This window comes from Azospirillum sp. B2RO_4 (genome assembly GCF_051124815.1).
Lineage (GTDB): Bacteria > Pseudomonadota > Alphaproteobacteria > Azospirillales > Azospirillaceae > Azospirillum.
In genome coordinates this window covers 530,983-555,389 of record NZ_CP118487.1, presented here as the reverse complement: position 1 = coordinate 555,389, position 24,407 = coordinate 530,983, and the positions used below count along the sequence as shown (strand labels likewise).

Annotated in this window: 21 protein-coding genes and 1 riboswitch; of the genes, 11 read left to right on the top strand and 10 right to left on the bottom strand. The window is 68.9% G+C overall.

Annotated elements, in window-relative coordinates:
• Window positions 1-36: 36 nt before the first annotated feature.
• Window positions 37-1,098, top strand: a complete 1,062-nt coding sequence (locus PWS46_RS20050; RefSeq protein ID WP_434622341.1) for a polyamine ABC transporter substrate-binding protein — start codon at window positions 37-39, stop codon at window positions 1,096-1,098.
• Window positions 1,099-1,152: 54 nt separating this feature from the next.
• On the opposite strand, the gene PWS46_RS20045 is transcribed toward PWS46_RS20050, so the two are convergent.
• The gene (locus PWS46_RS20045) at window positions 1,153-2,544 is read right to left on the bottom strand and encodes a class II 3-deoxy-7-phosphoheptulonate synthase (protein WP_434622339.1); all 1,392 of its coding nucleotides are present in this window, start codon (window positions 2,542-2,544) and stop codon (window positions 1,153-1,155) included.
• Between the two features lie 303 nt (window positions 2,545-2,847).
• Between PWS46_RS20045 and PWS46_RS20040 the strand changes: the two genes are divergently transcribed.
• Window positions 2,848-4,212, top strand: coding sequence for an AmpG family muropeptide MFS transporter (locus PWS46_RS20040; protein WP_434622337.1), 1,365 nt, complete (start codon window positions 2,848-2,850; stop codon window positions 4,210-4,212).
• A 36-nt stretch (window positions 4,213-4,248) separates the two neighbouring features.
• Here PWS46_RS20040 and PWS46_RS20035 read toward each other — a convergent pair whose 3' ends face one another.
• The 3 genes from PWS46_RS20035 to PWS46_RS20025 all read right to left on the bottom strand — a co-directional run bounded on the left by PWS46_RS20035 (window position 4,249) and on the right by PWS46_RS20025 (window position 7,361).
• The gene (locus PWS46_RS20035) at window positions 4,249-5,154 is read right to left on the bottom strand and encodes a manganese catalase family protein (RefSeq protein ID WP_434622335.1); all 906 of its coding nucleotides are present in this window, start codon (window positions 5,152-5,154) and stop codon (window positions 4,249-4,251) included.
• Between the two features lie 253 nt (window positions 5,155-5,407).
• Window positions 5,408-6,775 (bottom strand): glutathione-disulfide reductase, encoded by a 1,368-nt coding sequence (gor, locus tag PWS46_RS20030; protein WP_434622333.1) that lies wholly within the window; start codon window positions 6,773-6,775, stop codon window positions 5,408-5,410.
• 91 nt (window positions 6,776-6,866) lie between these two features.
• Complete coding sequence (locus PWS46_RS20025; protein ID WP_434622331.1) at window positions 6,867-7,361, bottom strand: flagellar basal body-associated FliL family protein; 495 nt, start codon at window positions 7,359-7,361, stop codon at window positions 6,867-6,869.
• A 392-nt stretch (window positions 7,362-7,753) separates the two neighbouring features.
• Here PWS46_RS20025 and PWS46_RS20020 point away from each other — a divergent pair, with 392 nt between their 5' ends.
• Window positions 7,754-8,932, top strand: coding sequence for a nicotinate phosphoribosyltransferase (locus tag PWS46_RS20020; RefSeq protein WP_434622329.1), 1,179 nt, complete (start codon window positions 7,754-7,756; stop codon window positions 8,930-8,932).
• Between the two features lie 142 nt (window positions 8,933-9,074).
• Here PWS46_RS20020 and deoA read toward each other — a convergent pair whose 3' ends face one another.
• Genes deoA through PWS46_RS19990 form a run of 6 tightly spaced genes read right to left on the bottom strand, consistent with a single transcriptional unit; the run spans window position 9,075 to window position 14,603 of the window.
• The gene (gene deoA / locus PWS46_RS20015; RefSeq protein ID WP_434622327.1) at window positions 9,075-10,394 is read right to left on the bottom strand and encodes a thymidine phosphorylase; all 1,320 of its coding nucleotides are present in this window, start codon (window positions 10,392-10,394) and stop codon (window positions 9,075-9,077) included.
• 3 nt (window positions 10,395-10,397) lie between these two features.
• Window positions 10,398-11,213, bottom strand: coding sequence for a deoxyribose-phosphate aldolase (deoC, locus tag PWS46_RS20010; RefSeq protein ID WP_434622325.1), 816 nt, complete (start codon window positions 11,211-11,213; stop codon window positions 10,398-10,400).
• Window positions 11,210-12,043 (bottom strand): purine-nucleoside phosphorylase, encoded by an 834-nt coding sequence (locus tag PWS46_RS20005; protein WP_434622323.1) that lies wholly within the window; start codon window positions 12,041-12,043, stop codon window positions 11,210-11,212. The genes deoC and PWS46_RS20005 overlap by 4 nt, the downstream gene beginning before the upstream one ends.
• Before the next feature lie 15 nt (window positions 12,044-12,058).
• On the bottom strand, window positions 12,059-12,478 hold the full coding sequence (cdd, locus tag PWS46_RS20000; protein WP_434622321.1) for a cytidine deaminase: 420 nt from the start codon (window positions 12,476-12,478) through the stop codon (window positions 12,059-12,061).
• Between the two features lie 4 nt (window positions 12,479-12,482).
• Window positions 12,483-13,457 (bottom strand): ABC transporter permease, encoded by a 975-nt coding sequence (locus PWS46_RS19995; RefSeq protein ID WP_434622319.1) that lies wholly within the window; start codon window positions 13,455-13,457, stop codon window positions 12,483-12,485.
• 3 nt (window positions 13,458-13,460) lie between these two features.
• Window positions 13,461-14,603: an ABC transporter permease gene (locus tag PWS46_RS19990; protein WP_434622318.1), complete on the bottom strand. Its 1,143-nt coding sequence runs from the start codon at window positions 14,601-14,603 to the stop codon at window positions 13,461-13,463.
• A 183-nt stretch (window positions 14,604-14,786) separates the two neighbouring features.
• Between PWS46_RS19990 and PWS46_RS19985 the strand changes: the two genes are divergently transcribed.
• The 8 genes from PWS46_RS19985 (at window position 14,787) to PWS46_RS19950 (ending at window position 24,407) form a co-directional block, all read left to right on the top strand.
• Window positions 14,787-15,119: a (2Fe-2S) ferredoxin domain-containing protein gene (locus PWS46_RS19985; RefSeq protein WP_434622316.1), complete on the top strand. Its 333-nt coding sequence runs from the start codon at window positions 14,787-14,789 to the stop codon at window positions 15,117-15,119.
• 241 nt (window positions 15,120-15,360) lie between these two features.
• The gene (locus tag PWS46_RS19980; protein WP_434622315.1) at window positions 15,361-16,275 is read left to right on the top strand and encodes a DMT family transporter; all 915 of its coding nucleotides are present in this window, start codon (window positions 15,361-15,363) and stop codon (window positions 16,273-16,275) included.
• A 33-nt stretch (window positions 16,276-16,308) separates the two neighbouring features.
• Window positions 16,309-16,423: riboswitch (TPP riboswitch) on the top strand.
• Window positions 16,424-16,494: 71 nt separating this feature from the next.
• A complete protein-coding gene (locus PWS46_RS19975; protein WP_434622313.1) occupies window positions 16,495-17,631 on the top strand; it encodes an ABC transporter substrate-binding protein in 1,137 nt (378 codons plus the stop codon).
• Window positions 17,632-17,635: 4 nt separating this feature from the next.
• Window positions 17,636-18,508: a branched-chain amino acid ABC transporter permease gene (locus PWS46_RS19970; protein WP_434622312.1), complete on the top strand. Its 873-nt coding sequence runs from the start codon at window positions 17,636-17,638 to the stop codon at window positions 18,506-18,508.
• Between the two features lie 139 nt (window positions 18,509-18,647).
• A complete protein-coding gene (locus PWS46_RS19965; protein ID WP_434622311.1) occupies window positions 18,648-20,351 on the top strand; it encodes a branched-chain amino acid ABC transporter ATP-binding protein/permease in 1,704 nt (567 codons plus the stop codon).
• Window positions 20,348-21,049 (top strand): ABC transporter ATP-binding protein, encoded by a 702-nt coding sequence (locus PWS46_RS19960; protein ID WP_434622309.1) that lies wholly within the window; start codon window positions 20,348-20,350, stop codon window positions 21,047-21,049. Before PWS46_RS19965 ends, PWS46_RS19960 begins: the two co-directional genes overlap by 4 nt.
• A gap of 126 nt (window positions 21,050-21,175) precedes the next feature.
• Entirely contained in the window at window positions 21,176-22,504 is a 1,329-nt protein-coding gene (locus PWS46_RS19955) for a hypothetical protein (RefSeq protein WP_434622307.1), read from the top strand.
• A 61-nt stretch (window positions 22,505-22,565) separates the two neighbouring features.
• Complete coding sequence (locus PWS46_RS19950) at window positions 22,566-24,407, top strand: chloride channel protein (protein ID WP_434622306.1); 1,842 nt, start codon at window positions 22,566-22,568, stop codon at window positions 24,405-24,407.

Sequence of the window (24,407 nt, the reverse complement as noted above, 5' to 3'; positions counted from 1 at the left end):
TAAAAACTCTACCCCTTGGCCCAATGGAGGACATGCATGCCCAGCTTGCGTAACCTGTCGCTCACCGGTCTCGCCACGGTTGCCATCACGGCAGCCGCCGCGCTCTCCACCCCCGCCGCCGCCGAGACCAAGACGGTCTATATCGGCATGAACGGCGGCACGATGGAGAAGACCTACACCGAGCATGTCTTCCCCGCCTTCGAGAAGGCGACGGGCATCAAGGTGGTGGTGGTCCCCGGCACCTCGTCCGACATTCTGGCCAAGCTGCAGGCGCAGAAGGACAATCCGCAGATGCACGTCGTCTTCCTCGACGACGGGCTGATGTACCGCGCCATCGGCATGGGCCTGTGCCAGAAGATGGACAGCTCGCCGGTGCTGAACGACGTCTATCCGTCGTCGCGCATGAAGGGCGACATGGCGGTCGGCGTGAACATGGGCATGACCGGCCTCGCCTATAACAAGGCGATGTTCGACGAGAAGGGCTGGGCGCCGCCGACCAGCTGGATGGATCTGGCCGATCCCAAGTACAAGGGCAAGGTCGTCGTCCAGTCGGCCGCCAGCAGCTCCTTCGGCCTGCACGCCTTCCTGATGTACAACCGCATCAAGGGCGGCACCGAGGCCAATGTCGATCCGGGCTTCACCACCTGGCGCAAGACCATCGGCCCGAACGTGCTGGAATACATCCCCAGCTCCGCCAAGATCGCCGAGATGGTGCAGACCAACGAGGCGGCCATCTTCCCGCTGACTCCGACCGGTGTCGGCAGCCTGAAGGCCAAGGGCATCCCGGTGGAATATGCCCAGCCGAAGGAAGGCTCGGTCGTTCTGATGGTCGGCGAATGCGTCGTCGCCAAGAACCCGGACAACGAGGCCGCGCAGAAGCTCGCCGCCTATCTGCTGAGCCCGGAGGCGCAGCTCGCCGCCCTGCAGTACGGCGCGCAGATCCCGTCCAACACCAAGGTCAGCGCGCCGGCCGAGGTTGCAGACGAGATGACCAAGTTCCAGGGCTACATGAAGAACGCCGTCACGGTGGACTGGGACGTCATCAACGAGAAGCGCCCGGACTGGAACCAGCGCTGGAACAAGGAAATCGAACGGTAATCAGGGCATGAAAAAGGGGGCGCCGAAAGCGCCCCCCGATCTTTTCGCGGATGCTTATTCGGCAGCCATCGCGGCGCGGCGCTGGGCCTCGCGGGTTTGGCGGCCTTCCTTCAGCTTTTCCGACAGCAGGAAAGCCAGTTCCAGCGACTGGCTGGCGTTCAGGCGCGGATCGCAGGCGGTGTGGTAGCGCAGCGCCAGATTGTGGTCGGTGATCGCCTGGGCGCCGCCCGTGCACTCCGTCACATCCTGGCCGGTCAGCTCGAAATGCACGCCGCCGGCATGGGTGCCTTCGGCCTGATGCACCTCGAAGAAACCGCGCGCCTCGGCCAGCACCCGCTCGACCGGACGGGTCTTGTAGCCGGTGGTCGACTTGACCGTGTTGCCGTGCATCGGGTCGCAGGACCACACCACGGTGCGGCCTTCGCGCTGGACCTTGCGCAGCAGCGGCGGGAACTTCTCCGCCACCTTGTCGGAGCCCATGCGCACGATCAGCGTCAGGCGCCCGGCCTCGTTGGTCGGGTTCAGGATGTCGATCAGGCGGATCAGCTCGTCCGGGTCGGTCGTCGGGCCGCATTTCAGGCCGATCGGGTTCTTCACCCCGCGCAGGAACTCGACATGGGCGCCGTCGGGCTGGCGGGTGCGGTCGCCGATCCACAGCATGTGGGCCGACACGTCGTACCAGTCGCCGGTGGTGCTGTCGACGCGGGTCAGCGACTGCTCGAACGGCAGCAGCAGCGCCTCGTGGCTGGTGAAGAAGTCGGTCTCGCGCAGCTGCGGCGTCGTCTCCGCGGTGATGCCGCAGGCGGCCATGAAGGCCAGCGTCTCGTCCAGGCGGTTGGCCAGCTCCTGGAAATGCTCGCCGGCCGGCGACTTCTCGACGAAGCTCAGCGTCCACTGATGGACCTTGTGCAGGTCGGCGTAGCCGCCCTGGGCGAAGGCGCGCAGCAGGTTCAGCGTCGCGGCGGCCTGGGTGTAGGCCTGCATCATGCGCTCCGGATCCGGAACGCGGGCGTCGCTGGTGAAGTCGAAGCCGTTGATGATGTCGCCGCGGTAGGACGGCAGCTCGACCCCGTCGATCTCTTCCATGTCGGCCGAGCGCGGCTTGGCGAACTGGCCGGCCATGCGGCCGACCTTGATGACCGGGATCGAGGCGCCGAAGGTCAGCACCACGGCCATCTGCAGCAGGACGCGGAAGGTGTCGCGGATGTTGTTGGGGTGGAACTCGGCGAAGCTCTCGGCGCAGTCACCGCCCTGCAGCAGGAAGGCCTGGCCGGCGGCGGCCTCGGCCAGCTTGGACTTCAGCCGGCGGGCCTCGCCGGCGAAGACGAGCGGCGGATAGGAGGACAGGCGCTGCTCGACCGCCTCGACCTTCGACTGGTCGGGATAAGTCGGCAACTGCTTCGCCGGTTTCGTCCTCCAACTGGCGGGTGTCCAACGCTCGACCATGACGCGCCTGCTCTTCCTTGACGATTGCGGAACGGGGGCCGGGCGGGCGGCGAACGACCGGCGGCGAAACCCGTGGGGGGTACTCTATAGCGCGACTCGCGGTAACTTTTCCACAGTTTCGGCCCGCCTGCCGGCAATGCTGTGCCAATAGGACAGGTCGCCTGCCACCGTGGGTGATTTCAGATGAAAGGAAATTCGCCTCGCACCGGATATACACCCGATATTCAAGGGTCGCTGGCGGCGGGTGGCCGCCACCGGTATACATCGGGGGAAACCGACCACGCCCGAGAGGAGCTTAACCCGGTGAAAGCGACATCCTGGCGGGCAGGGCGCCTGTCCTCCTGGGGGCAGGCATTGTCCGTCTATCGCGACCCGCGCGTGCTGGCGATCCTGTTCCTTGGCTTTTCCGAAGGGCTGCCGCTGGCGCTGACCGGCGCCACGCTGAATGTCTGGCTGACTGAGCAGGGCGTCAGCCGCACCAACATCGGGCTGTTCGCGCTGGTCACCATGCCCTATGCGCTGAAGTTCCTGTGGGCGCCGCTGATCGACCGGCTGAGGCTGCCGGTGATGACGCGGCTGTTCGGGCGGCGGCGCGGCTGGGCGCTGACGGCGCAGGCGGCGCTGATCGCGGCGCTGCTGGGGCTGGGCACCACCGATCCCGGGCAGGATTTGTGGTGGACGGCGATGTGCGCCGTGCTGGTCGCCTTCTGCTCCGCCAGCCAGGACATCGTGGTCGATGCCTATCGCGTCGAGGTGCTGGAGGAGCATCAGCAGGCGGCCGGCGCCGCGGTGCTGGTGCTGGGCTATCGCTTCGGCATGATGGCGGCGGGGGCGGGCGCGCTTTACATCGCGCAGTATCATGGCTGGCGCACGGCCTACGAGGTGATGGCGGCGCTGGTTCTGGTCGGCATGGCGACCATCCTGCTGTGCCGAGAGCCGAAGGAACCGCCGCCCAGCGCCCGCGAGAAGCTGATCGCCGAATGGCTGGGGCACCGGCCGCATCTGTCAGGCCGCAGCGCGGTCGTGCTCGCCTGGATTTACGGGGCGGTGGTGGCGCCCTTCGCCCAGTTCATGGAGCGGCGCGGCTGGGTGGTGATCCTGGCCTTCATCGCCAGCTACAAGCTGGGGGAGGTGCTGGCCGGCCAGATGTCCTCGACCTTCTACATCAGCCTGGGCTTCACCAAGGTGGAGATCGCCAACGTCAGCAAGCTGTTCGGGCTGTGGGCGACCATTGCCGGCGGGCTGCTGGGCGGGTTGCTGGTGGGCAAGGTCGGGGTTCTGCGCGGCCTGATGATCGGCGGCATCCTGCAGATGGTGTCGAACCTGGGCTATGTCGTGCTGGCCTGGAATGGCAACGACGTATCGACGCTGGCGATGACGGTGGCGGTGGAGAATGTCTGCGCCGGCATCGCGACGGCGGCCTTCGTCGCCTATCTGTCCAGCCTGTGCAACGTCGCCTACACCGCAACGCAATATGCGCTGCTGTCGAGCCTCTACAAGCTGGGCGGCGACCTGTTCGGAGCGTCGTCCGGCTGGCTGGCGGAGCGGATGGACTGGGTCAGCTTCTTCCTGCTGTCGATGGCGGGCGCGGTGCCGGCGCTCTGCCTGCTGGTCTGGCTGATGGGCCTGCACCGCCGCGAGGAAGAGGCCGCCGTCCCCGCGCAGTGACGGGGACGGCGATGAAGACGGTGAAGCCGGGGGCGCTTAACGCTCGCCGGCGGTCGTCTTGGTCTTGCCGGCGCCCGGCCCGGCGCCCAGGTCGGCGCCGGTGGTCGGATCGGAATCCGGCTTCGACATGGTGCGGGCGGCCACGGCGTTGACCGCCGCCAGTTCCGACGCGGCGAGCTTGACCGTCGGGTTGCCGTCACCGCCGTTGACCGGGGCGTCGCCCATCTTGACGTCGACGAAGTCCCACTGGGCGCCCTGGTTCCACGGGCCGCGCATGTCGCCTTCGCCCTGGCTCGTGTTGTAATACTTGTCGGTGTATTCCGGCTTGCCCGGCAGCTTGCCCGGCGGGAAGTTGTTGTCGATGGCGTACAGCGCCTTCTCGAAGCTCTTCTGGTGAGCGATCTCGCGGGTCATCAGGAAGCCCAGCGCATCCTTCACGCCCGGATCGTCGGTGACGTTGATCAGCCGCTCATAGAGGATCTTGGCGCGCGCTTCCGCCGCCACGTTGGAGCGCAGATCGGCCGTCGGCTCGCCGATGCTGTCGATATAGCCGCCGGTCCACAGCTGCCCGGCCGAATTCACCAGCGCCGGCCCGCCGCCATAGAGCAGCGACAGGGTGTGGCTGCCGTTGCCCTGGGTGATGTTGGCGTACAGGTCGGTGGTCGCCTCCGCTCCCTCGGCCAGCTTGCCCTTGGCGCCCTTGGTCAGCATGGCGACGATGGAGCCGATGATCTCGAGGTGGCTCAGTTCCTCGGTCGCGATGTCGATCAGCATGTCCTTGCGGCCCGGATCCTCATCGGCCAGACCCTGGGTGAAATAGCGCATGGCCGCGGCCAGTTCGCCCTGCGGGCCGCCGAACTGCTCCAGCATCAGGCTGGCGAGCACCGGGTTCGGCTCCGACACGCGAACCGTGTACATGAGCTTTTTGTTGTGCATGAACATGCGAGGGACTCCTCCTGAGTCTGGTGGCCCGTTGGCGGGGCCGAGGATCGGAGAGATCGGGATCGGAGAGGCCGCTCCGTTCCGGATCGCTCCATGCCTCAACCAGAAGCCTTTAGAAGCGTTCCAGGAAAAGTGCCCTGTCTTGGCGTGCTATACCGCTTGGGGCATGGGGCCGGCAGGGAATGCATGAAAATGGCGGCACAGGGGGATGGCTCCCCGCGCCGCCATCGCAACAAAGCGTTCTTCGCAGGCGTCAGATCGTCTTTTCCGGCTCCGCCTTCTCGCGCATCAGGACGAATTCCTCTGCGGTGGAGGGGTGAAGCGCGATGGTGCGGTCGAAGTCGCGCTTGGTGGCGCCGCAGTTCATGGCGATGGCCATCGACTGCATCATTTCCGGCGCGTCCATGCCCATCATGTGGCAGCCCAGCACGCGCTGGCTTTCGCCGTCCACCACCAGTTTCATCAGCACCCGCTCGTCGCGGCCGGACAGGGTGTGTTTCATCGGGCGGAAGCCGGCCTTGTAGATGTCGACCTGCGGGTATTTGGCGCGGGCCTGCATCTCGGTCAGGCCGACCGTGCCCAGCGGCGGCAGCGAGAACACCGCGGTGGGCACATTGTCGTAGCCGATGTGCATCGGGTTGTCGTTGTACAGCGTTTCGGCCAGCGCCCGGCCCTCGGCGATCGCGATGGGGGTCAGCGCCATGCGGTCGGTGACGTCGCCGATGGCATAGATGTTGTCGACGGCGGTGCGCGACCATTCGTCGACGGGAACCGCGCCGGCCTCGTTCAGGGTGATGCCGACTTCTTCCAGGCCGAGATTCTTCGTGTTCGGGCGGCGGCCGGTGGCGGCCATCACCAGGCCGGCGGAATGCTCGCGCCCCATATGGTCGGTCAGGGTATAGCCGCCGGGACCCTTTTCCAGCTTCGCCGGCTTGCAGCGCGATATGATGTTGATGCCGCGCTTGCGCATCTCCTGCGCCAGGGCGACGCGGATGTCGTCGTCGAAGCCGTTCAGCAGGTCGTCGCCGCGGATCATCAGCGTGACTTCGGCGCCCAACCCGCGGAAGATGCTGGCGAATTCCACGGCGATGTAGCCGCCGCCGATGATCAGCACGGAATGGGGCAGCTTTTCCAGGTGCAGCGCCTCGTTGGAGGTCGCGGCATGCTCGATCCCCTCGATCGGCGGCAGGGACGGCCATCCGCCGGTGGCGATCAGGATGTTGCGGGCGGTGTAGCGCTTGCCGTCGACCTCCACCGTGTGGCGGTCGACGATCCGGCCGAACCCCTCGTACAGGGTGACGCCGGAGTTCTTCAGCATGTTGATGTAGATGCCGTTCAGCCGGTCGATCTCGCGGTCCTTGCGCGAGATCAGCGTTTCCCAGTCGAAGGTCGGGGGAGCGACGTTCCAGCCATAGCCGCAGGAATCCTCGAAGCCGTCGCGGAACTGGGCGGCGTAGACCAGCAGCTTTTTCGGCACGCAGCCGCGGATCACGCAGGTGCCGCCGACGCGGCTGCCCTCGCAGATCGCCACCTTGGCGCCATAGGACGCCGCGCGCCGGCTGGCGGCGACGCCCCCGGACCCCGCCCCGATGGTGAAGAGGTCGAAATCGAACTCGGCCACGGCCGTCTCCTTGCGCAACTGGACCTTTATTCCACAAACGAATGTGGTCCGGCAGGATATGGGGTTGGAGTGGGCGTTGGGAAGCGCGCGCTCAGCGCAGCAGCATGTCCTGGATCAGCACTTGCCGAAGCTTCAGCGGGCGCATGGTCTTGTTGGCGACGTAGCGCAGCGCGTCCTTGACATAGACCTGCCCCTCCGCCCCACGCAGTTCGGCCGGATCGACCTCCAGCAGGCGCCGTTCGATGGCGTCGGCGATGCGCGGTAGATGCGGCGTGACCGACTCCAGCGGAGTCGTGGGATCGAATTCCAAAACGGCGCGCAGCCGCAACTCCTGCAGCCGGCGGCCGTCGTTCAGCGTGACGGTCAAAGTGGGCAGGCTGGCATAGACGGCCGGTGCCGCTTCGATCCTGGCATGGGAATAGGCTCCCTGGGCGGGGGCCGGACGCAGCAGCAGCGCGCTGCCCACCCCGGCGCCGGCGAAGGCCAGCATCAGTCCCAGCAATGCCAGGACGATCCGGTTGCCGGTTCCATCGAAGGGGGGCAGGTTGCCTTGGCCGGCTTCGGCAGAGACTGATGCCTTGGTCATTCCGCGCTGCCGGGTTGTTGCCGCTGATCCGCTTCGAAAACTCTAAAAGCGCGGAAGTGGTAGGTCAAATAAAGGTATTTTATCTGGTTTTTCTTTGATTGCAGATGGTTGGAGAGGGATCGACTGACTTATGGTCGGACTTCTTTTGCGAGCATTTGAGGTTTTTCCCAGCGACCGCGACATAGCCCCATCAAAAAATGCAACGCAGCCATCCGCCGCGGGTTGACAGGGTGGGAAGCCTCTTCCCCCGCCCGCCTGCGGCGTATAATGCTGGGATTCCAACACAACCGGCCGGCTGGCCCTGCCCGGCGGCCGGACCATCCATAACGATGTGCCGCAATACCATGCGCAGACCAAGGCGCAGACAGAGGCGGAAGGCGAGGGTGACGGGTATGAGCGACAGCGATAACCGATCGGTTGGCAGCCGGAAGGCCGGTAACGGGCCGACTGCCCTTCACCCGTCCTCTGCCGCGGTTCCCGACTGGACGGACACCTATTTCCGCCGCACCAAGGAGGCGGTCGGCAAGTTCGGCGACAAGACCGTGACCTACGCCATCTTCATGCGGCGCCCGGTGGTCTGCGCCCCGCGCCTTGCGGTGGACTGGCTGGAGTCGGTGGCGCGGGAGCGCAACACCAGCTTCCAGATCGAGCTGAACTACCCCGAGGGCAAATGGGTCGGCGCCGGCGAGCCGATCATGTACATCACCGGTTCCTTCTATCATCTGGTCGATTGCGAAACGATCCTGCTGCAGAAGCTGGGTCCGGCCAGCGTCGCCGCCTACAACGCCTTCACCATGTGCGCCGACCTGCCGAAGGTCGCCTTCCTGGCCATGGATGCCCGCCACTGCGCCGGGACCGAGATGGCGGAGATGATGGCCTATGCCGCCTCCGTCGGGTCCGATCGCGCCAAGCGGAAGGTCGGCGCCAAGGGCTTCGTCGGCAACGCCACCGACGCCACCGCCTCCTATTTCGGGCAGGATCGCGGCATGGGCACCATGCCGCACGCCCTGATCGGCTATGCCGGTTCGACCGTGCGCGCGGCGGAGATGTTCAACGAGACCTTTCCCGACCTGCCGCTGACCGTGCTGGTCGATTATTTCGGCCGGGAGATCACCGACGGGCTGGAGGTCTGCCGCCGCTTCCCGCAACTGGCCGCCCAGGGCAAGCTGTCGCTGCGGCTCGACACCCCCGGCGGCCGTTTCGTCGAGGGGCTGGACCCGCCCGGCTCCTACGCCGTGCTGGAGCGCCATGCGCCGCATGCCATCCGCGGCTATCGCGACGAGACGCAGTTGCGTTACCTGATCGGCACCGGCGTTTCCGCCGCCGCGATCCATTACGTGCGCGAACGGCTGGACGAGGCCGGCTTCCCGGCGGTGAAGATCGTCGCGAGCAGCGGCTTCGGCCCGGCCAAATGCCGGCTGATGGCAGAGGCCAACGCTCCGGTGGACGTGATCGGCACCGGCAGCTACCTGCCCGAACGCTGGACCGAGACCTACGCCACCGCCGACATCATCGAATATGACGGCGAACGCCGCGTGAAGGTCGGCCGCGAGTTCCTGTTCCGGCGGTAGGCTGCATCTCACGCCCTGGATCCCCTCTCCCCCCCGGGGAGAGGGTTAGGGTGAGGGGGATGCACATGGCAGATGTCTTCGGCTCCGCCGAACCCCCTCATCCCGACCTTCTCCCCAGGGGGGAGAAGGAGATAAGCGCAAGTCACCCCAAACGCTTCGCGATCAGCGGCCCACGCTTCGGTGCGGTATCGCTCACCGTGACCGACGCGCGCAGGCGCCGCTCCGCCTCCTCGGCCTGTGCCTCCGTGCGGGCGTGCAGGATCGCCAGCGGGCGGTCTCCCGGCCCCACCGCGTCACCCAGCCCGGCGATCTCGTCGAAGCCGACGGCGAAGTCGATGGAGTCGGTGGTCTTCGTCCGGCCGCCACCCAGCGCCACCACCGCCATGCCGACGCCGCGGGTGTCGATGGCGCCGACGAAGCCGGCCCGCTCGGCGAACACCGGGCGGACGACGGGGGCGCTTTCCAGATGGCGGTCCGGCTGCTCCAGCAGGTCGGCCGGTCCGCCCAGCGCCTTGACCATGCGGGCGAAACGCTCCGCCGCCGTGCCGTCGGCGATGGAGCGGTCGGCCATGGCGCGCCCCGTCGCGACGTCCGGCGCCAGCCCGCTCAACGCCAGCAGTTCCGCCGCCAGCGCCGCCGTCACCTCGTAGAGCCTCGGCTCGGCCGGCTCGCCGCGCAGGATGGCGAGGCATTCGCGCATCTCCAGCGCATTGCCGGCGCTGCGGCCCAGCACCTCGTTCATATCGGTCAGCAATGCCACCGCCGGCAGGCCGGCGCCCTTGGAGACGGTGACGATGCTCTCGGCAAGTGCCTCGGCATCTTCCAGACGCTGCATGAAGGCGCCGGTGCCGAACTTCACGTCCATCACCAGCGCGTCCAGCCCGGCAGCGAGCTTCTTCGACAGGATCGACGCGGTGATGAGGTCGAGCGATTCGACCGTCGCCGTCACGTCGCGGATGGCGTAGAGCCGCTTGTCGGCCGGGGCGATGTCGTCGGTTGCGCCGATCACCGCACAGCCGACCTGCTTCACCACCCGGCGCAGCAGGTCGTTGTCGGGCTTGGCGCGGTAGCCGGGGATGCTCTCGAATTTGTCGAGCGTGCCGCCGGTGTGGCCGAGGCCGCGCCCCGACACCATCGGCACGAAGCCGCCGCAGGCAGCCAGCATCGGCGCCAGGATCAGGCTGACCTTGTCGCCGACGCCCCCCGTGGAATGCTTGTCGATCACCGGGCCGGGCAGGTCCAGCGACCGCCATTCCATCACCGTGCCCGAATCGCGCATGGCGCGGGTCAGCGCCACCCGTTCGTCCAGGCTCATGCCGCGGAAGAAGACGGCCATGGCGAAGGCCGCCGCCTGGGCCTCCGACACGCTGCCGTCGGTGATGCCGCGCACGAAATCCCGGATGGTGGCGTCGTCCAACGGCTGGCCGTCGCGCTTGGCGCGGACGATCTCCTGCGGAAGCATGCCTCAATATCCTCCCGCCGGGGCCGGTTCGCGCTCCCCATGCCCTGCAGCCGCCAGCAGCGAGTCGAGCAGGCTGGAGGCGCCGAACCGGAAGGTCTGCGGCGTCGCCCAGCCTTCGCCCAGGATGTGGTCGGCCAGCGCCAGATAGCACGCCGCCTCCGCCGCATCGCGGATGCCGCCGGATGCCTTGAAGCCGACGCTCTTGCCCGATTCATAGATGCAGTCCAGCATCACCGCAGCCGCCGGCAGGGTGGCGGCCGGCTGCGTCTTTCCGGTGGAGGTCTTGAGGAAATCGGCCCCGGCGGCGATGGCGTCGCGCGCGGCCCAGGCCAGCAGGTCGGCGTCGGGGAAGGCGCCGGATTCGAGGATCACCTTCAGCAGCGCCTTGTCGCCGCAGGCCTCGCGGCAGGCCTTCACCACATTCATCGGCTGGGTGCGGGCGCCGTCGATGAAGGCCTTGTAGGGCAGCACCACGTCGATTTCGTCGGCACCGTCGGCGATGGCGCGCCGGGTTTCCGCCGCCACCGAGGAGGCGTCGGCCTCGCCGGTCGGGAAATTCACCACGGTGGCGACCTTCACCGGCGTTCCCTCCAGCGCCTTGCGGGCGGTGGGGACGAAGCGCGCCCAGACACAGACGGCGGCGACCGGCCCTACGGGTGTGACGGCGCGGGCGCAGAGGTCCTGCACCACCCGGTCGCTGTCGTCGCCGTTCAGGCTGGTAAGGTCGAGCATACCCACGGCACGGCGCGCCAGATCGGCGTCGGACGGGGCGTTGGCGCTGGCGTCGAGCGCGCTTTGCAGGTCGGCAGACAGTTTCATGACCGGGACCCGTCCTTTTCATGCAGGCGTTCGAGGAAGCCGACCAGCAGGCGTTCAAGGTCGGCGGCTGCCGCCGATGCGGCGGTCAGGGTCTGGTGATGGTCGACCGGCCCATCGCCGAGCCCGACCCCCAGGTTGGTGACGACGGCGCAGCCGGCGACCCGCAGGCCGCAATGGCGGGCGATGATGCATTCCGGCACGGTGGACATGCCGACCGCGTCGGCGCCCAGCAGCTTCATCATCCGCACCTCGGCCGGCGTCTCGAAGGACGGGCCGGGATAGGCGGCATAGACGCCCTCCGCCAGATCGATGGACAGGCCGGCGGCAACCTCCTTCAGCAGGCTGCGCAGGTCCGGGTCCCAAGCATCGGTCATGCTGGGGAAGCGCTCGCCGAAGGCCTCGTCGTTCGGGCCGGTCAGCGGGTTGGAGCCCAGCAGGTTCAGATGGTCGCTGATCGCCATCAGCCGGCCCGGCCCGACCTCCAGCCGGAGCGAACCGACGGCGGCGGTCAGCACCAGCGTGTCGCAGCCCGCCAGCTTCAGCGCCCGCACGGCGGTCTTGAGTGCGTCGAAACCGTTGCCTTCATAGGCATGGACGCGGCCCTGCATGCAGGCGACCTCGACCCCGCCGAGCTGGCCGACGACCAGCCGCCCGGCATGGCCGGACACGCTGGGAACCGGGAAGCCGGCGATCTCGCCGTAGGGGATGGATACGGCATCGTCGATGCGGTCGGCGATGCCGCCCAGGCCGGAACCCAGCACGATGCCGACCCGCGGCCGGTGGCCGGAGGCACGGTGAAGGATGTCCGCGGCGGCGCGGGCTGCCGTCATGTCGGGAAACTCCGCTCAGAAGGCTAAATTGGTGGGACCGAACGATTCGGGCAACAGGGTCTCCAGCGAAAAGGTCCTCCGCAGGCCGGCCGGGTCGCAGATGTGGATCGGGGTTTCCGGGGACGCGAATTCGCGGATGCGCTGGCGGCAGCCGCCGCAGGGGGTGCAGATCTCCTCCGCCCCCGCCTCGCCGCCCATGACGAGGATGGCGCGGATGCGGCGGTCGCCGGCGGTGACCATGGCGCCGATGGCGCTCGATTCGGCGCACTGACCCTGCGGATAGGCGGCGTTCTCCACATTGCAGCCGGCGAAGATGCGGCCCGAGTCGCCGAGGATGGCGGCGCCGACCTTGAACTTCGAATAGGGGGCGTGGGCGTTCTCGCGCGCGGCGCGGGCGGCTTCGATCAGCGGGGTCAGCTCTGCCGGGTCGGTCATGGCGTCAGCGCTCCTTGACATAGGGGATGCCGCTCGCCTTTGGGGCGACGGCCTTGCCGACGAAGCCGGCCAGCAGCAGGACGGTCAGCACATAGGGCAGCATCTGGATGAACTGCACCGGGATGACGCCGATGCCCGGCAGCTCCACCCCCTGCAGCCGCACCTGCACCGCGTCGGTGAAGGCGAACAGCAGGCAGGCGAACAGCGTCGGTCCCGGCCGCCATTTGCCGAAGATCAGCGCCGCCAGCGCCAGATAGCCCTTGCCGGCGGTCATGTCGCGGACGAAGCCGGCGCCGTGTCCCGTGGAGAGATACGAGCCCGCCATCCCGGTCAGCGCGCCGGTCACCAGCAGCGCCTGATAGCGCAGCCGCGTCACCGACAGGCCGGCGGTGTCGACCGCCGCCGGATTCTCGCCCACCGCGCGCAGCCGCAGCCCGAAGCGCGAGCGGTAGAGCACCCAATGGGTGGCGATCACCAGGACCAGCGTCACCCATATCAGCACATTGTTACCGTTCAACAATTCGCGGTAGACCGGCCCCAGCACCGGGATCCCGGACAGGGTCTCCACCCCCGGCAACTCGACCGCGGGGATGCGCGCCTGATTGGGCAGAAGCGGGGTCTGGCCGCCCTGCTGGAACCAGGCATAGGCCAGCGTCGGCGCCAGCCCGGCAACCAGGATGTTGATCGCCATGCCCGACACCACCTGATTGCCGTTGTGGGTGATGCAGGCGAAGCCGTGGACCAGCGCCAGCGCCACACCGGCGGCGATGCCCGCCAGCAGACCGAGCCAGGGATTTAGCGTCGTCGAGGCGACGGCGGCGGAGAAGAAAGCGCCGGCCAGCATCTTGCCCTCCAGCCCGATGTCGACCACGCCCGACCGCTCGCAATACATGCCGGCGAAGGCGGCAAGCACCAGCGGCGTCGCCACCCGGATGGTGGCGCTCAGCAGCTGCAGCGCCAGAAGAAGTGCGTCCTCCATCGCTCAGCCCCTCCCCGTATCGGCGGTGGCGGTGGTGCCGCGGCGGCGGAACAGCGCCTCCACCTGCGGCTTGAACAGGTTCTCCATCGCGCCGGCGAACAGGATGACCAGACCCTGGATCACCATCACCAGTTCGCGGTTGATCGTGGGATAGTCGAAGGACAGCTGGCCGCCGCCCTGCGCCAGAACCCCGAACAGCAAGGCGGCCAGAATGATCCCGACCGGATGGTTGCGCCCCATCAGCGCCACGGCGATGCCGACGAAGCCGACGCCGCCGGTGAAGTTCAGGATCACCCGGTGCTGCACGCCAAGGATTTCGTTCACTCCGACGAAGCCGGCCAGCGCGCCGGAGATCAGCATGGCGATGATGATGTTGCGCGACGGCGAGATGCCGGCATAGACCGCCGCCCGCTCGTTCCGGCCGACGGTGCGCAGCTCGTAGCCCCAGCGGGTGCGGCGCAGGAAGATGTGGAACAGCAGGCAGCAGGCCAGCGCCCACAGGAAGGACAAATTCAGCGGCGAGGCCGGAATGGTGATGCCGAACCAGCCAAGCGCCCGGTCCATCGACGGTAGCCAGACGCCGGGATCGAACTCGCGGGTTTCCGGCGACTGGCTGCCGGGGCGGATCAGCACGTCCACCAGCAGCCAGGTCATGATCGACGCGGCAATAAAATTGAACATGATCGTCGTGATGACGATGTGGCTGCCGCGCTTGGCCTGCAGCCAGGCCGGGATGAAGGCCCAGGCTGCGCCGAACAATGCCGACGCCAGCACCGCCAGCAGCGCCACCACCGGCCAGGGCCAGCCGGTCAGCGCCAGCGCCACCAGCCCGGCGCCGAGCCCGCCGAGATAAGCCTGCCCCTCGCCGCCGATGTTGAACAGCCCGCAATGAAAGGCGATGGCGACCGCCAGCCCGGTGAAGATGTAGTCGGTGGTATAATAAAGGGTGTAGCCGATTGCCTCCGGGTATCCCAGAGCCTCCGACAGCAGCAGCGACAGCACGTCGACCGGATTCTCGCCGATCACCAGGATCACCAGCCCCGACAGCACGAAGGCCGCGACGAGGTTGAGGACCGGCAGCAGCGCATATCCGACCCAGCCCGGCACGGCGCCCGGCTGTCCCTTACCCGACCCGCTCAGCAGCACCGGCGTCTCCTGGATTGCCCCCGCCGGGATTCTTAACCGCCAATGCTCTGCCGACCAAGCATTTCATCGCACCGGAAACACTGCGGGTGCCGTGAGTTAGAAGGATTACAAAACTCTTGCCGCAGCGCAGCAATCTGGCATGCTCCTAAACCATAATATTTTTACGGTTATGGAGCACGCCCGATGCCGCTCGACATTCCGCAGACCTTCCGCCACCACGTCTTCTGCTGTGCCCAACAACGCCCGCCTGGCCATCCGCGCGGCAGTTGCGCCGCCAAGGGCGCGCATCCGCTGTGGCAGCGGCTCGATCAGAAAATACAGGCGAAGGGGTTGGCCGACATCGGTATGGCGATGACGGGCTGCCTCGGCTTCTGCTCCGCCGGGCCGCTGATGGTGGTCTATCCGGAGGGCATCTGGTACCGGCCGGAAACGGCGGAGGACATCGACGAGATCGTCGAATCGCATCTGGTGAACGACACGCCGGTGGAGCGGCTGGTGATGGTGCTGACGAGGTAGAGTATTGGCTGACGATGCCCCCACCCCAACCCTCCCCCGCTGGGCGGGGGAGGGGGTAAGTGCTTGTTTCGAAAAATAGCGGCAGTCCCTCCCCCGCCCAGCGGGGGAGGATAGGTGGGGGCATTCGAAGCCTGAATCTCTCCAAGCCCACGCCTACCAGACCTGCGGTTGCGGCATTGGGACGCGGGCGGATTTGCCCATAATGTGGGCACCTTCCGCCATTGCCGTCCCGAACAGATCCATGACCGACGCCGAAACCGCCGACCTGCTGCCTGCCGAGGCCGATTCGGTTCCCTATGCCGTCGGCTGCTTCCTGGGTGCGATTCTGCTGTTCGCGGCGATGGACACGCTCATCAAGTTCCTGACCGCCGATTACCCGGTGCCGCAGCTGATGTTCGTGCGCTCGCTGGTCGCCTTCCTGCTGGTCGGCGGTTACACGCTGTGGCGCGGCGGCGGGATCGCGGCGATGCGGACGCGGCGGCCATTGGGCCATGTCTGGCGCGCCTTCGCCGGGCTGATCTCGATGGGATGCTTCTTCTATGCCTTCCGCGAACTGCCGCTGGCCGACGTCTATGTGCTGAGCTTCGCCGGGCCGCTGTTCATCACCGCCCTGTCCGCCCCGCTGCTGGGGGAGCCGGTGGGCTGGCGGCGCTGGGCGGCGGTGGTGGTCGGGTTCGGCGGCGTGGTGGTGATGGCGCAGCCTTCGGCCGGGGCGCCGCTGGTGCCGGTTCTGGTCGGTCTTTGCGCCGCCCTGTTCTATGCGCTGGCGGCGCTCGCCGTGCGCGGGCTGTCGCGGACGGAGACCAGCGCGTCCATCGTGCTCTATCTGCTGCTGACGACGACGGTGGTCAGCGGGGCGCTGACGGTGCCGGTGTGGACGGCGCCGACCGGCTTCGCGCTGGGGCTCATGGCGCTGGTCGGCGCGATCGGCGCCGGGGCGCAGGTTCTGCTGACCCAGGCCTTCCGCCGCGCGCCTCCGGCGGTGGTGGCGCCCTTCGAGTACACCGGCATGGTGTGGGCCAGCCTGTTCGGCTGGCTGGTGTTCGGCGATTTGCCGACCATGCCGGTGATCGCCGGCGCCATGGTCATCATCGGCAGCGGCCTCTACATCCTGCATCGTGAAACGCTGGTGGCGCGCCGCCGGCTGGGTTCTTGACAGGACGGGGCCGGCGGCGACACTCTCGCCGCCTGTTCACGGCTGGGGTGCCCCTGCCTTCGCCGGATCGGCGGATGCGGGGGCTGAGACAACACCCATCGAACCTGATCCGGGTCATGCCGGCGAAGGGAGCCGACCGGAACCCGACGGATCGGCCGCAAACGCCCCGTCCCCTCCGCGTCGCTCCGGCCGCCGGCGCGAGTTGAGGAGTTTTCGGTCATGCGGCGCGCGCTTTCCCTTCTGATCGGCCTGCTGGCGGCCACGTCCTGCCTGTCTGCGGCGGCGCGGGCCGACGATACGCTGTCCTTCCCGGTGCTGGTTCCGCTGACCGGTTTCCTGTCGCTGGAGGGCACCAGCCAGCGCAACGGCGCGGTGCTGGCGCTGAAGCAGACGCCGGCCGGCGTCGCCATCGCGTCGGAGGTCGTCGACACCGGCACCTCGCCCGAGGCGGCGGTGACGGCGCTGGAGCGGGCGGCCGGCAGCGGCACCGTCGGGGCGGTCGCCGCCAGCATGCTCGGCACCCAGATGCTGGCGATGCTGCCGCTGGCGCAGGAGTTGAAGCTGCCGCTGGTCACCGTGTCGGGCACCGCCTCGATCACCGAGCAGGGCAACCCCTGGGTCTTCCGCTTCTTCCCCGGCGACGCCGTGACCAAATCCGCCCACGCCCGCTATGTGGTGGAGGAGCTGGGCAAGCTGCATCCGGCGATCATCTATCAGACCACCGCCTATGGGCAGAGCGGCAAGACCCATCTCGACGCCGCCTTCAAGGCGCTGGGCGTCACCCCGGTGTTCGAGGAGGGGGTGGACCCGGCGGCCAAGGACCTGCTGCCGGTGCTGACCAAGGCGCTGGCCGCCAAGCCGGACGTGCTGGTGCTGCACCTTCATTCCGGCCCGACCGCGCTGCTGCTGCGGCAGGCGGCGTCCAGCGGCGTGACCCTGCCCATCGTCGCCGGCTCCGCCATGCATCAGCCGAGCACCGCGGCCCTGCTGGAACCGGCGGAGCTGAAGGGCGTCTGCGCCGAGACCGCGGCCTCGCCGATTTCGGGCGACACGCCGGAGATCAAGGCCTTCACCGACGCCTACCGCAGCGCTTTCGGCAAGGAGCCGGACGCCTTCGCGCTCGGCCAGTATGACGGCATGACCATGGTGCTGGAGGCGGTGAAGGCCGGCGCGCGGACGCCGGACGCCATCCGTAAGGCGTTGTCGACAGGGACGTTCAAAGGTCTCGCCATGACCTACAAGTCGGACGGCAAGGGCAACATGGCCCATTCCGCCGTCATCGTCTGCTATGACGGGACCAGCCGCGTGCCGACGCTGGTGAAGCGGTACGACGACCCGACACTCGCGGCGAAGTGAGCCGATGGCGGCGTTTCAACTGCTGGTCAACGGGGTGGCGCTGGGGGCGGCCTATGCCCTGGTGGCGCTTGGCTTCGTGCTGGTGCTGAACGCCACCTCGGCGGTGAATTTCGCCCAGGGCGATCTCGTCATGGCCGGCGGGCTGCTGGCGGTGGCGCTGGCTCCGCTGATCCCTCTGCCGGGCATCGTCCTGCTGCCGGTGGTTCTCGTGCTGATGGCGGCGCTGGGGCTGCTGCTGGCGCTGGCGGCCTATCTGCCGTTGCGGCGCCGGCCGCCGGTGTCGGTCTTCATCAGCACCATCGCGGTCGGCATCATCCTGCAGAACGGCGCGGCGATCCTGTTCGGGCCGGAGCCGCGCGCCGCGCCGCCGCTGTTCGGGGACGATACCCTTCATATCGCCGGGCTGGCGGTGCCGGAACAGTCGCTCGCCATCGTCGCGGTGGCGGCCCTGCTGATCGGCGCGCAGCAATGGGTGTTCGCCCGCACGCAACTTGGCCGCCGGCTGCGCGCGACGGCGCAGGACCCGGAGATGGCGCGGGCCTGCGGCGTGCCGGTCACCGCCATGATCCTGGTGACCTTCGCCATCGGTGCCGCCTGCGCCGGGGCGGCCGGGCTGCTGCTGGCCAACCGCTATTTCGTCACGCCGACCTCCGGCGGGGACCTGATCCTGAAGGCCTACATCGCGGTGACGGTCGGCGGCTGGGGCTCCGTGCCGGGGGCCGTGGTGGGGGCATTGCTGATCGCGCTGTTCGAGGTCGGGGTTTCGTCGGTGCTCTCCTATCCGGTGGCGCTGGGGGCCTTGTACCTGACGCTGCTGGCGATCCTGGTTCTGCGTCCGCAAGGGCTGTTCGGCGAAGCGGTGCGCCGCCGTGGCTGAACCACACTCCCCGCTGAACATCCCCTCTCCCCCCCGGGGAGAGGGTCAGGGTGAGGGGGTTCCGCTTGCCGGACGGTCCTCGCCGCGCGTCCCCCTCACCCCAACCCTCTCCCCGGGGGGGAGAGGGAGCAGGGTCGCGGTGGAGAGTGTCATTCTCACCGCCAGCGCGCTGGCGCTGCTGGTCTACGCGCTCGCCTTCGCTTCGCCCTATGGCCTCCGCGTCCTGACCGTGGCCGGGGTCTATGCGCTGGCGACTTTCGGCTTCCAGATCGTCTTCGGCCTGTGCGGTGCGCTGTCGCTGGCCCAGGGCGCTTTCTTCGGGGTCGGCGCCTATGTGACCGGCATTCTCGGCAGCCGCTATGGGCTCGGCTTCGAGGCGACCTTTCCGCTGTCGATGCTGGTTCCGTTTCTGCTGGCGTTGCCGGTCGGGTTGGCGGTGCTGCGGCTGGAGTCGCATTACTTCGCCCTGGCGACGCTGGGAATCGCGCAGGTGCTGCATCTGCTGGCGGTCAATCTGCCGGAGCTGACCGGCGGCTCCAATGGGCTCGCCGGGGTGCCGCCGGTGCTGCTGTTCGGCTGGGCGGTGCCGCGCGGGCTGCCGATGGCCGCGCTGGTCTGGGGACTGGTGGCGCTCGGCGGGTTGCTCGGCTGGCGGCTGGCGCGCGGGCGGCTCGGCCGGTCGCTGACCATGCTGCGCGACGATCCGCTGGCGGCGGGGACGCTGGGGCTGGATGTCGGGCGGCTGCGGCTGGCCGCCTTCGGCATCAGCGCGCTGTTCGCCGGGGCCGCCGGAGCGCTGGCCGTCCACACCCAGCGGGTCGTGTCGCCGGAGGTGCTGGAATTCCCGATCATGGTCTCCATCCTCACGATAGCCATCGTCGGCGGTCGGGGGCGGATGGCCGGAGCGGTGCTGGGCGCCGTGCTGCTGCTGCATCTGCCGGAATGGTTCCGCTTTTTGGAGCGCGGCTATCTGGTCATCTACGGCGCCGCGCTGCTGCTGACCATCGTGCTGGCGCCGGACGGGCTGACCGGGCTTCTGGACCGCCTTACGGCCCGCTTGGGCGGCGGCAAGCCCCGTGCGCTGCCGGAAGCGAGGGAGCCGCCGCTGTCCTCCGCGCAGCCGGAGGGGCTGGCGGTCGAGGGTTTGCGGAAATCCTTCGGTGGCGTGCGGGCGGTCGACCGTGTGTCGCTGGACCTGCGGCCTGGCACCATCACCGGGCTGATCGGGCCGAACGGGTCGGGCAAATCCACGGTCATCAACCTGCTGTCGGGGCTGGAGCGACCGGATGCCGGGCGGGTGCGGCTCGGCGGGCAGGACGTCACCGGCGCCCGCGCCGACCGGCTGGCCCGTGCCGGGCTGGCCCGCAGTTTCCAGGCGGCGGCGCTGCCCGCCGGGGCCGGCGTGCTGGAGGCGGTGGCCGCCGCCCGTCTCGCCTTCGATCCGGACGCCGCGACGGCGGAGGCGCATGCGCGCTGGGCGCTCGACCGGCTGGGCGTCGGCGAACTCGCCGGTCAGTCCTGCGACGGGCTGCCGGCGGCGCTGCGGCGGCGGGTGGAGCTGGCGCGCGCCCTGGTCCGCCGCCCGGCGGTCCTGCTGCTGGACGAGCCGGCCGCCGGCCTGACCGACGGCGAGAAGGCGGATCTGGCGGATCTGCTGCGCGTACTGGCGGAGGAGGGGATGGCGATCCTGCTGGTGGAGCACGACATGGGCTTCCTGCTGCCGCTGGCCGGCCGGGTGCTGTGCCTCGACCGCGGGCGGGTGATCTATGATGGGCCGGCCGATGGCGTGCGCCGGGATCAGGCGGTGGCGACGGCCTACCTCGGCCGGGCGGAGGTGGCATGAGCGCGCTGCTGTCCATCCGCAACCTGACCGCCGGTTATGGCGGGGCGAGCGCGCTCGACGATGTGTCGCTGACCGTCGCGGCGGGGGAGACGGTGGCGCTGCTGGGCGCCAACGGGGCGGGGAAGTCGACATTGTTGAAGGCGCTGCTCGGCCTTGTGCCGGCGCGGGGGGGGCTGCGTTTCGACGGCGCCGATCTCGGCCCGCTGGCGACCGAGGCGCGGGTGAGGCGCGGCATCGGCTATGTGCCGGAGGGGCGGCGGGTCTTTCCCGGCATGAGCGTGCGCGACAATCTGGAGGTCGCCGGCCTTTCCGCCGCCCGCGACCGCGCAAGGGATGTCGAACGCGTCTTCGCCCTGTTCCCCGACCTTGCCATCAAGAGCGGCGAGAGCGCCTGGCGCCTGTCCGGCGGCCAGCAGCAGATGCTGAGCCTTGGCCGCGCGCTGATGGGCCGGCCACGCCTGCTTCTGCTCGACGAGCCGTCGCTCGGCCTGTCGCCCAAGCTGGCGGACGAGGTGTTCTCCGCCGTCGGCCGCATCGCCGCCGCCGGCACCGCCGTGCTGCTGGCCGAACAGAGCGCGGCACGCGCGCTGGCGGTCGCGCCACGTGCCGTCCTGCTGCGGCTGGGCCGCGTCGTCGGCGACGGGCCGGTGGCGTCGCTGTCCGACGAAGCATTGCGCGGCGCATTCTTCGGGGGGTAGGGGCATCCCCCTGCGTGTCCCGTGCAACAGGTGCCAGCCTCCCGCAACAGGTAGGGCGGTTGGGCTTGCGGATGGGGGCGGTCGCGGATAGCTTCGCCGCCACAACCATCTATGGATTACCTCGAGATGACCGCCCGTCTTGCCGTCCCGCTGTCCGCGCTTCTCCTGTTGGGCGTGGCGTCGACTCCGGCGGTGGCGGAGCTGGTGCCGGTCGAGCCGAACATGCCGCCGGCCGCCTATTACGGGCTGCCCGAGCCGGAAGAGGAAATCCTGACTCCTGCCGCGCCGCAACAGGGCGCCAAGCCGGCCAATCCGTCTGCCCCGGGCACTCCCGGCGCCGACAAGGCCGCCGCTCCGCCGAAGCCGGAGGGGCCGGGCGAACTGATCGAGAGCTGGGACGGCGGCGCCGCAAAGAAGAAGGACGGCAGCTTCGCCTATTGCGTGGCGGAGGGGGAATTCACCTCCGGCCATGTGCTGATGTTCGCCCGCAGCCCGAAGGGGGAGACCAACATCGGCATCGGCATTCCCGGCGCCGACCTGCCGAAGGGCGGCGAATGGCCGGTGACCATCGAGGTCGACAAGAAGCTGAAGCGGGAACGCGTCGCCATCGCCTCGCAGCCGGACATGCTGGTGGTCTCCAACGGCAAGGACGAGGAACTGGTCAACGCCCTGATGGGCGGGAACGAGCTGGTGGTGTCGTCGGCCTCCGACCGCATCGCCTTCAAGCTGGATGGCACCAAGAAGGTGCTGAGCGATCTGAAGACCTGCGTCGACAAGGGTGGCAACGTCCCGCCGATCAAGGTCGCCGCCGGCCGGCCGGCGGAGAAGAAGAACCGCCTGCCGGAAGGGCTGGACAGCCTGCTGACGGCAGCCGGGGTGCATGACGCCGAACTGGTGCCGATGGACAAGGTCCCGCAGGAGCGCCGCCCGGCCGACGTCGCCTGGCGTTTCGGCCCCATCGTCGGCGGCATCCGCGAGCGCGCGGTGGGCGAGGGCGCCAAGATCGACGAGCTGTCGGACAGCTTCGCCGACGCCATGAAGCAGCGTTGCGAAGGCACGCCGACGGTCAGCCTGAACCCGTCCGAACAGGCCGGTGCGGTCTGGCTGCGCACCGGATCGGTCGATTGCGCGATGCCGCAGGGGAAGCTGCACGTCACGCTGAATTTCCTGCTGTCGCAGCGCCGGCTGTTCACCGTGATCTTCCATGAGGCCGGCGAACCCGATGTCGCGCTGGCCGACAAGGTGCGCGACAACCTCGCCCACGTTCTGCGCCGCGCCGGCACCGCGCCGGCACCCGTCACCACGGACGCGGCGCCGGGTCAGGCGGCACCCGTTCAGCCGGCACCTGCAGCGCAGGCCCCGCCGGTGCTCCCCGTCCCGGCTCCTGCCGTTCCGTCGGCGCCCGCGCCGGCGACGGTGAAGCCGCAGCCAAAACCGCAGCAAGCCAAGCCCTGACGGAACTCACGCCCTTCCGGCCCATTGTCCCCTTACGGAAGGGCTACCAATCAGCGTGATCATGCCTGACAACTCGGCCTCCCTCGAAGGTGTGGGCGACAACGCCCGCGCCGGCAACGACCCCTATGCGACGCTCGATGCGTCCGCAGCCACGACCGTGTCCGACCGCTGGAGCGTACGCAACAGCGTGCTGGCGGTGGTGGTCCTTGCCGCGCTGGTCGGCGGGGTGGTCGGGCTGGCGGTCGGGCTTCTCCACGAGGCGGTGCTGCTGATGCAGGCGCTGGCCTTCGACCTGCCGGAGGGCGAGCGTCTGGGGCAGGGCGCGCCCGACCTGCTGCGGACGCTGGGCGTTCCGGCCGTCGGCGGGCTGCTGCTGGGCATCCTGTCGATGCTGGTGCGGCGCTGGCGCCCCAACGCCATCGTCGACGCGGTGGAGGCGAACGCGCTCTATGGCGGCAAGATGTCGTTGATCGACAGCCTGCGGCTGACGGTGACGACGGCCCTGTCCAACGCCTCGGGCGCGTCGGTCGGCATGGAGGCCGCCTACACCCAGGCCGGCGGCGGGCTGGCGTCTTCGCTGGGACAGCGGCTGCGGCTGCGCCGGGCCGATCTGCGCACCATGGTCGGCTGCGGGGCGGCGGCGGCCATCGCCGCGGCCTACCACGCGCCGCTGGCCGGTGCCTTCTACGCCTTCGAACTGGTGCTGGGCGGCTACACGCTGGCGGTGCTGGCCCCGGTCGGAGCGGCGGCGGTGCTGGGGGTGGCGGCGTCTGCCCTGCTGACCGGCGGCGAGGTGCCGCTGGCGCTCGGCCGCCCGGTGGTGATCGCCAGCTGGGATTATGCCGCCTGCGGCGTCGTCGGCTTCCTGGCCGGCTGGCTCAGTATCCTCGCCATGCAGGCGGTGACGGTGGCGGAGCGTGGATTCAACCGGCTGCCGGTCCCGCGTTGGATGAGGCCGGCCATCGGCGGGGTGATGGTGGGCGCGCTGGCTTTGGCCGTGCCGGCGGTGATGGGCAGCGGCCCGGGCGCCGTCCCGCCGGAACTGGCGGGCGGCGCGCTGGCGCTGGCCTTGACGCTGGTGGCGAAGATCCTGGCATCGGCGCTGTCGCTTGGCTCGGGCTTCCGCGGCGGCCTGTTCAGCGCCTCGCTGTTCATCGGCGGGCTGTTCGGTGGCTTGCTGGGGCAGTCGACCTCCGCCTTCCTGCCGGGGCTGGGGATCGACAGCGGCCTGTTGCTGCTGGTCGGCATGGGGTCGGTCGCGGCCGGCATCGTCGGCGCCCCGGTAACCATGGTGCTGCTGGTGCTGGAGACGACGCAGGATCTGTGGGCGGCGTCGGGCGTGCTGATCGGGGTGGTGCTGTCGACGACCGTCGTGCGTCAGGCCTTCGGCTACTCCTTCGCCACCTGGCGCTTCCACCTGCGCGGCGTGCCGATCCGCGGCGCCTACGACATCGGCTGGCTGTCGGAACTGACCGCCTTCCGGCTGATGCGCCGCGACGCCAAGACGGTGCCCGCCACCCTGACGGTGGAGGCGCTGCGCCGCCTCTATCCGCTCGGGTCGACCAAGGCGGTCTTCGCGGTGGACGAGATGGGGCGCTATGCCGGAATCGTCGACATGACGATCATCCACGACCCCGACCAGGATGCGGAGGCGACGGAGACGCGGGTCGGCTCGCTGGCCTGCAAGGCCGACGCGGTCCTGATGCCCGGCGACGACGCCCGCACCGTGCTGAACCGCTTCGGCAGCGAGGAGGTGGAGGCATTGCCGGTGCTGTCCTCCCCCACCGACCGGCGGATCATCGGCTATGTCACGGAATCCTTCGCGCTCCGCCGCTATTCCCAGGCGCTGGAGCGGCAGCGCGGCGAGGATCTGGGCGAGCGGGGGCTTTGGGGGCGCGACTGA

Coding starts and splice junctions, on each gene's coding strand:
- PWS46_RS20045 (WP_434622339.1), bottom strand. CDS start 2,544: ATGGTCGAGCGTTGGACACCCGCCAGTTGGAGGACGAAACCGGCGAAG.
- deoA (WP_434622327.1), bottom strand. CDS start 10,394: ATGCTTCCGCAGGAGATCGTCCGCGCCAAGCGCGACGGCCAGCCGTTG.
- PWS46_RS19995 (WP_434622319.1), bottom strand. CDS start 13,457: ATGGAGGACGCACTTCTTCTGGCGCTGCAGCTGCTGAGCGCCACCATC.
- PWS46_RS19950 (WP_434622306.1), top strand. CDS start 22,566: ATGCCTGACAACTCGGCCTCCCTCGAAGGTGTGGGCGACAACGCCCGC.
- deoC (WP_434622325.1), bottom strand. CDS start 11,213: ATGAAACTGTCTGCCGACCTGCAAAGCGCGCTCGACGCCAGCGCCAAC.
- PWS46_RS19975 (WP_434622313.1), top strand. CDS start 16,495: ATGCGGCGCGCGCTTTCCCTTCTGATCGGCCTGCTGGCGGCCACGTCC.
- PWS46_RS19985 (WP_434622316.1), top strand. CDS start 14,787: ATGCCGCTCGACATTCCGCAGACCTTCCGCCACCACGTCTTCTGCTGT.
- cdd (WP_434622321.1), bottom strand. CDS start 12,478: ATGACCGACCCGGCAGAGCTGACCCCGCTGATCGAAGCCGCCCGCGCC.
- PWS46_RS20025 (WP_434622331.1), bottom strand. CDS start 7,361: ATGACCAAGGCATCAGTCTCTGCCGAAGCCGGCCAAGGCAACCTGCCC.
- PWS46_RS20005 (WP_434622323.1), bottom strand. CDS start 12,043: ATGACGGCAGCCCGCGCCGCCGCGGACATCCTTCACCGTGCCTCCGGC.
- PWS46_RS19980 (WP_434622315.1), top strand. CDS start 15,361: ATGACCGACGCCGAAACCGCCGACCTGCTGCCTGCCGAGGCCGATTCG.
- PWS46_RS19955 (WP_434622307.1), top strand. CDS start 21,176: ATGACCGCCCGTCTTGCCGTCCCGCTGTCCGCGCTTCTCCTGTTGGGC.
- PWS46_RS19970 (WP_434622312.1), top strand. CDS start 17,636: ATGGCGGCGTTTCAACTGCTGGTCAACGGGGTGGCGCTGGGGGCGGCC.
- PWS46_RS19960 (WP_434622309.1), top strand. CDS start 20,348: ATGAGCGCGCTGCTGTCCATCCGCAACCTGACCGCCGGTTATGGCGGG.
- PWS46_RS20035 (WP_434622335.1), bottom strand. CDS start 5,154: ATGTTCATGCACAACAAAAAGCTCATGTACACGGTTCGCGTGTCGGAG.
- PWS46_RS20050 (WP_434622341.1), top strand. CDS start 37: ATGCCCAGCTTGCGTAACCTGTCGCTCACCGGTCTCGCCACGGTTGCC.
- PWS46_RS20020 (WP_434622329.1), top strand. CDS start 7,754: ATGAGCGACAGCGATAACCGATCGGTTGGCAGCCGGAAGGCCGGTAAC.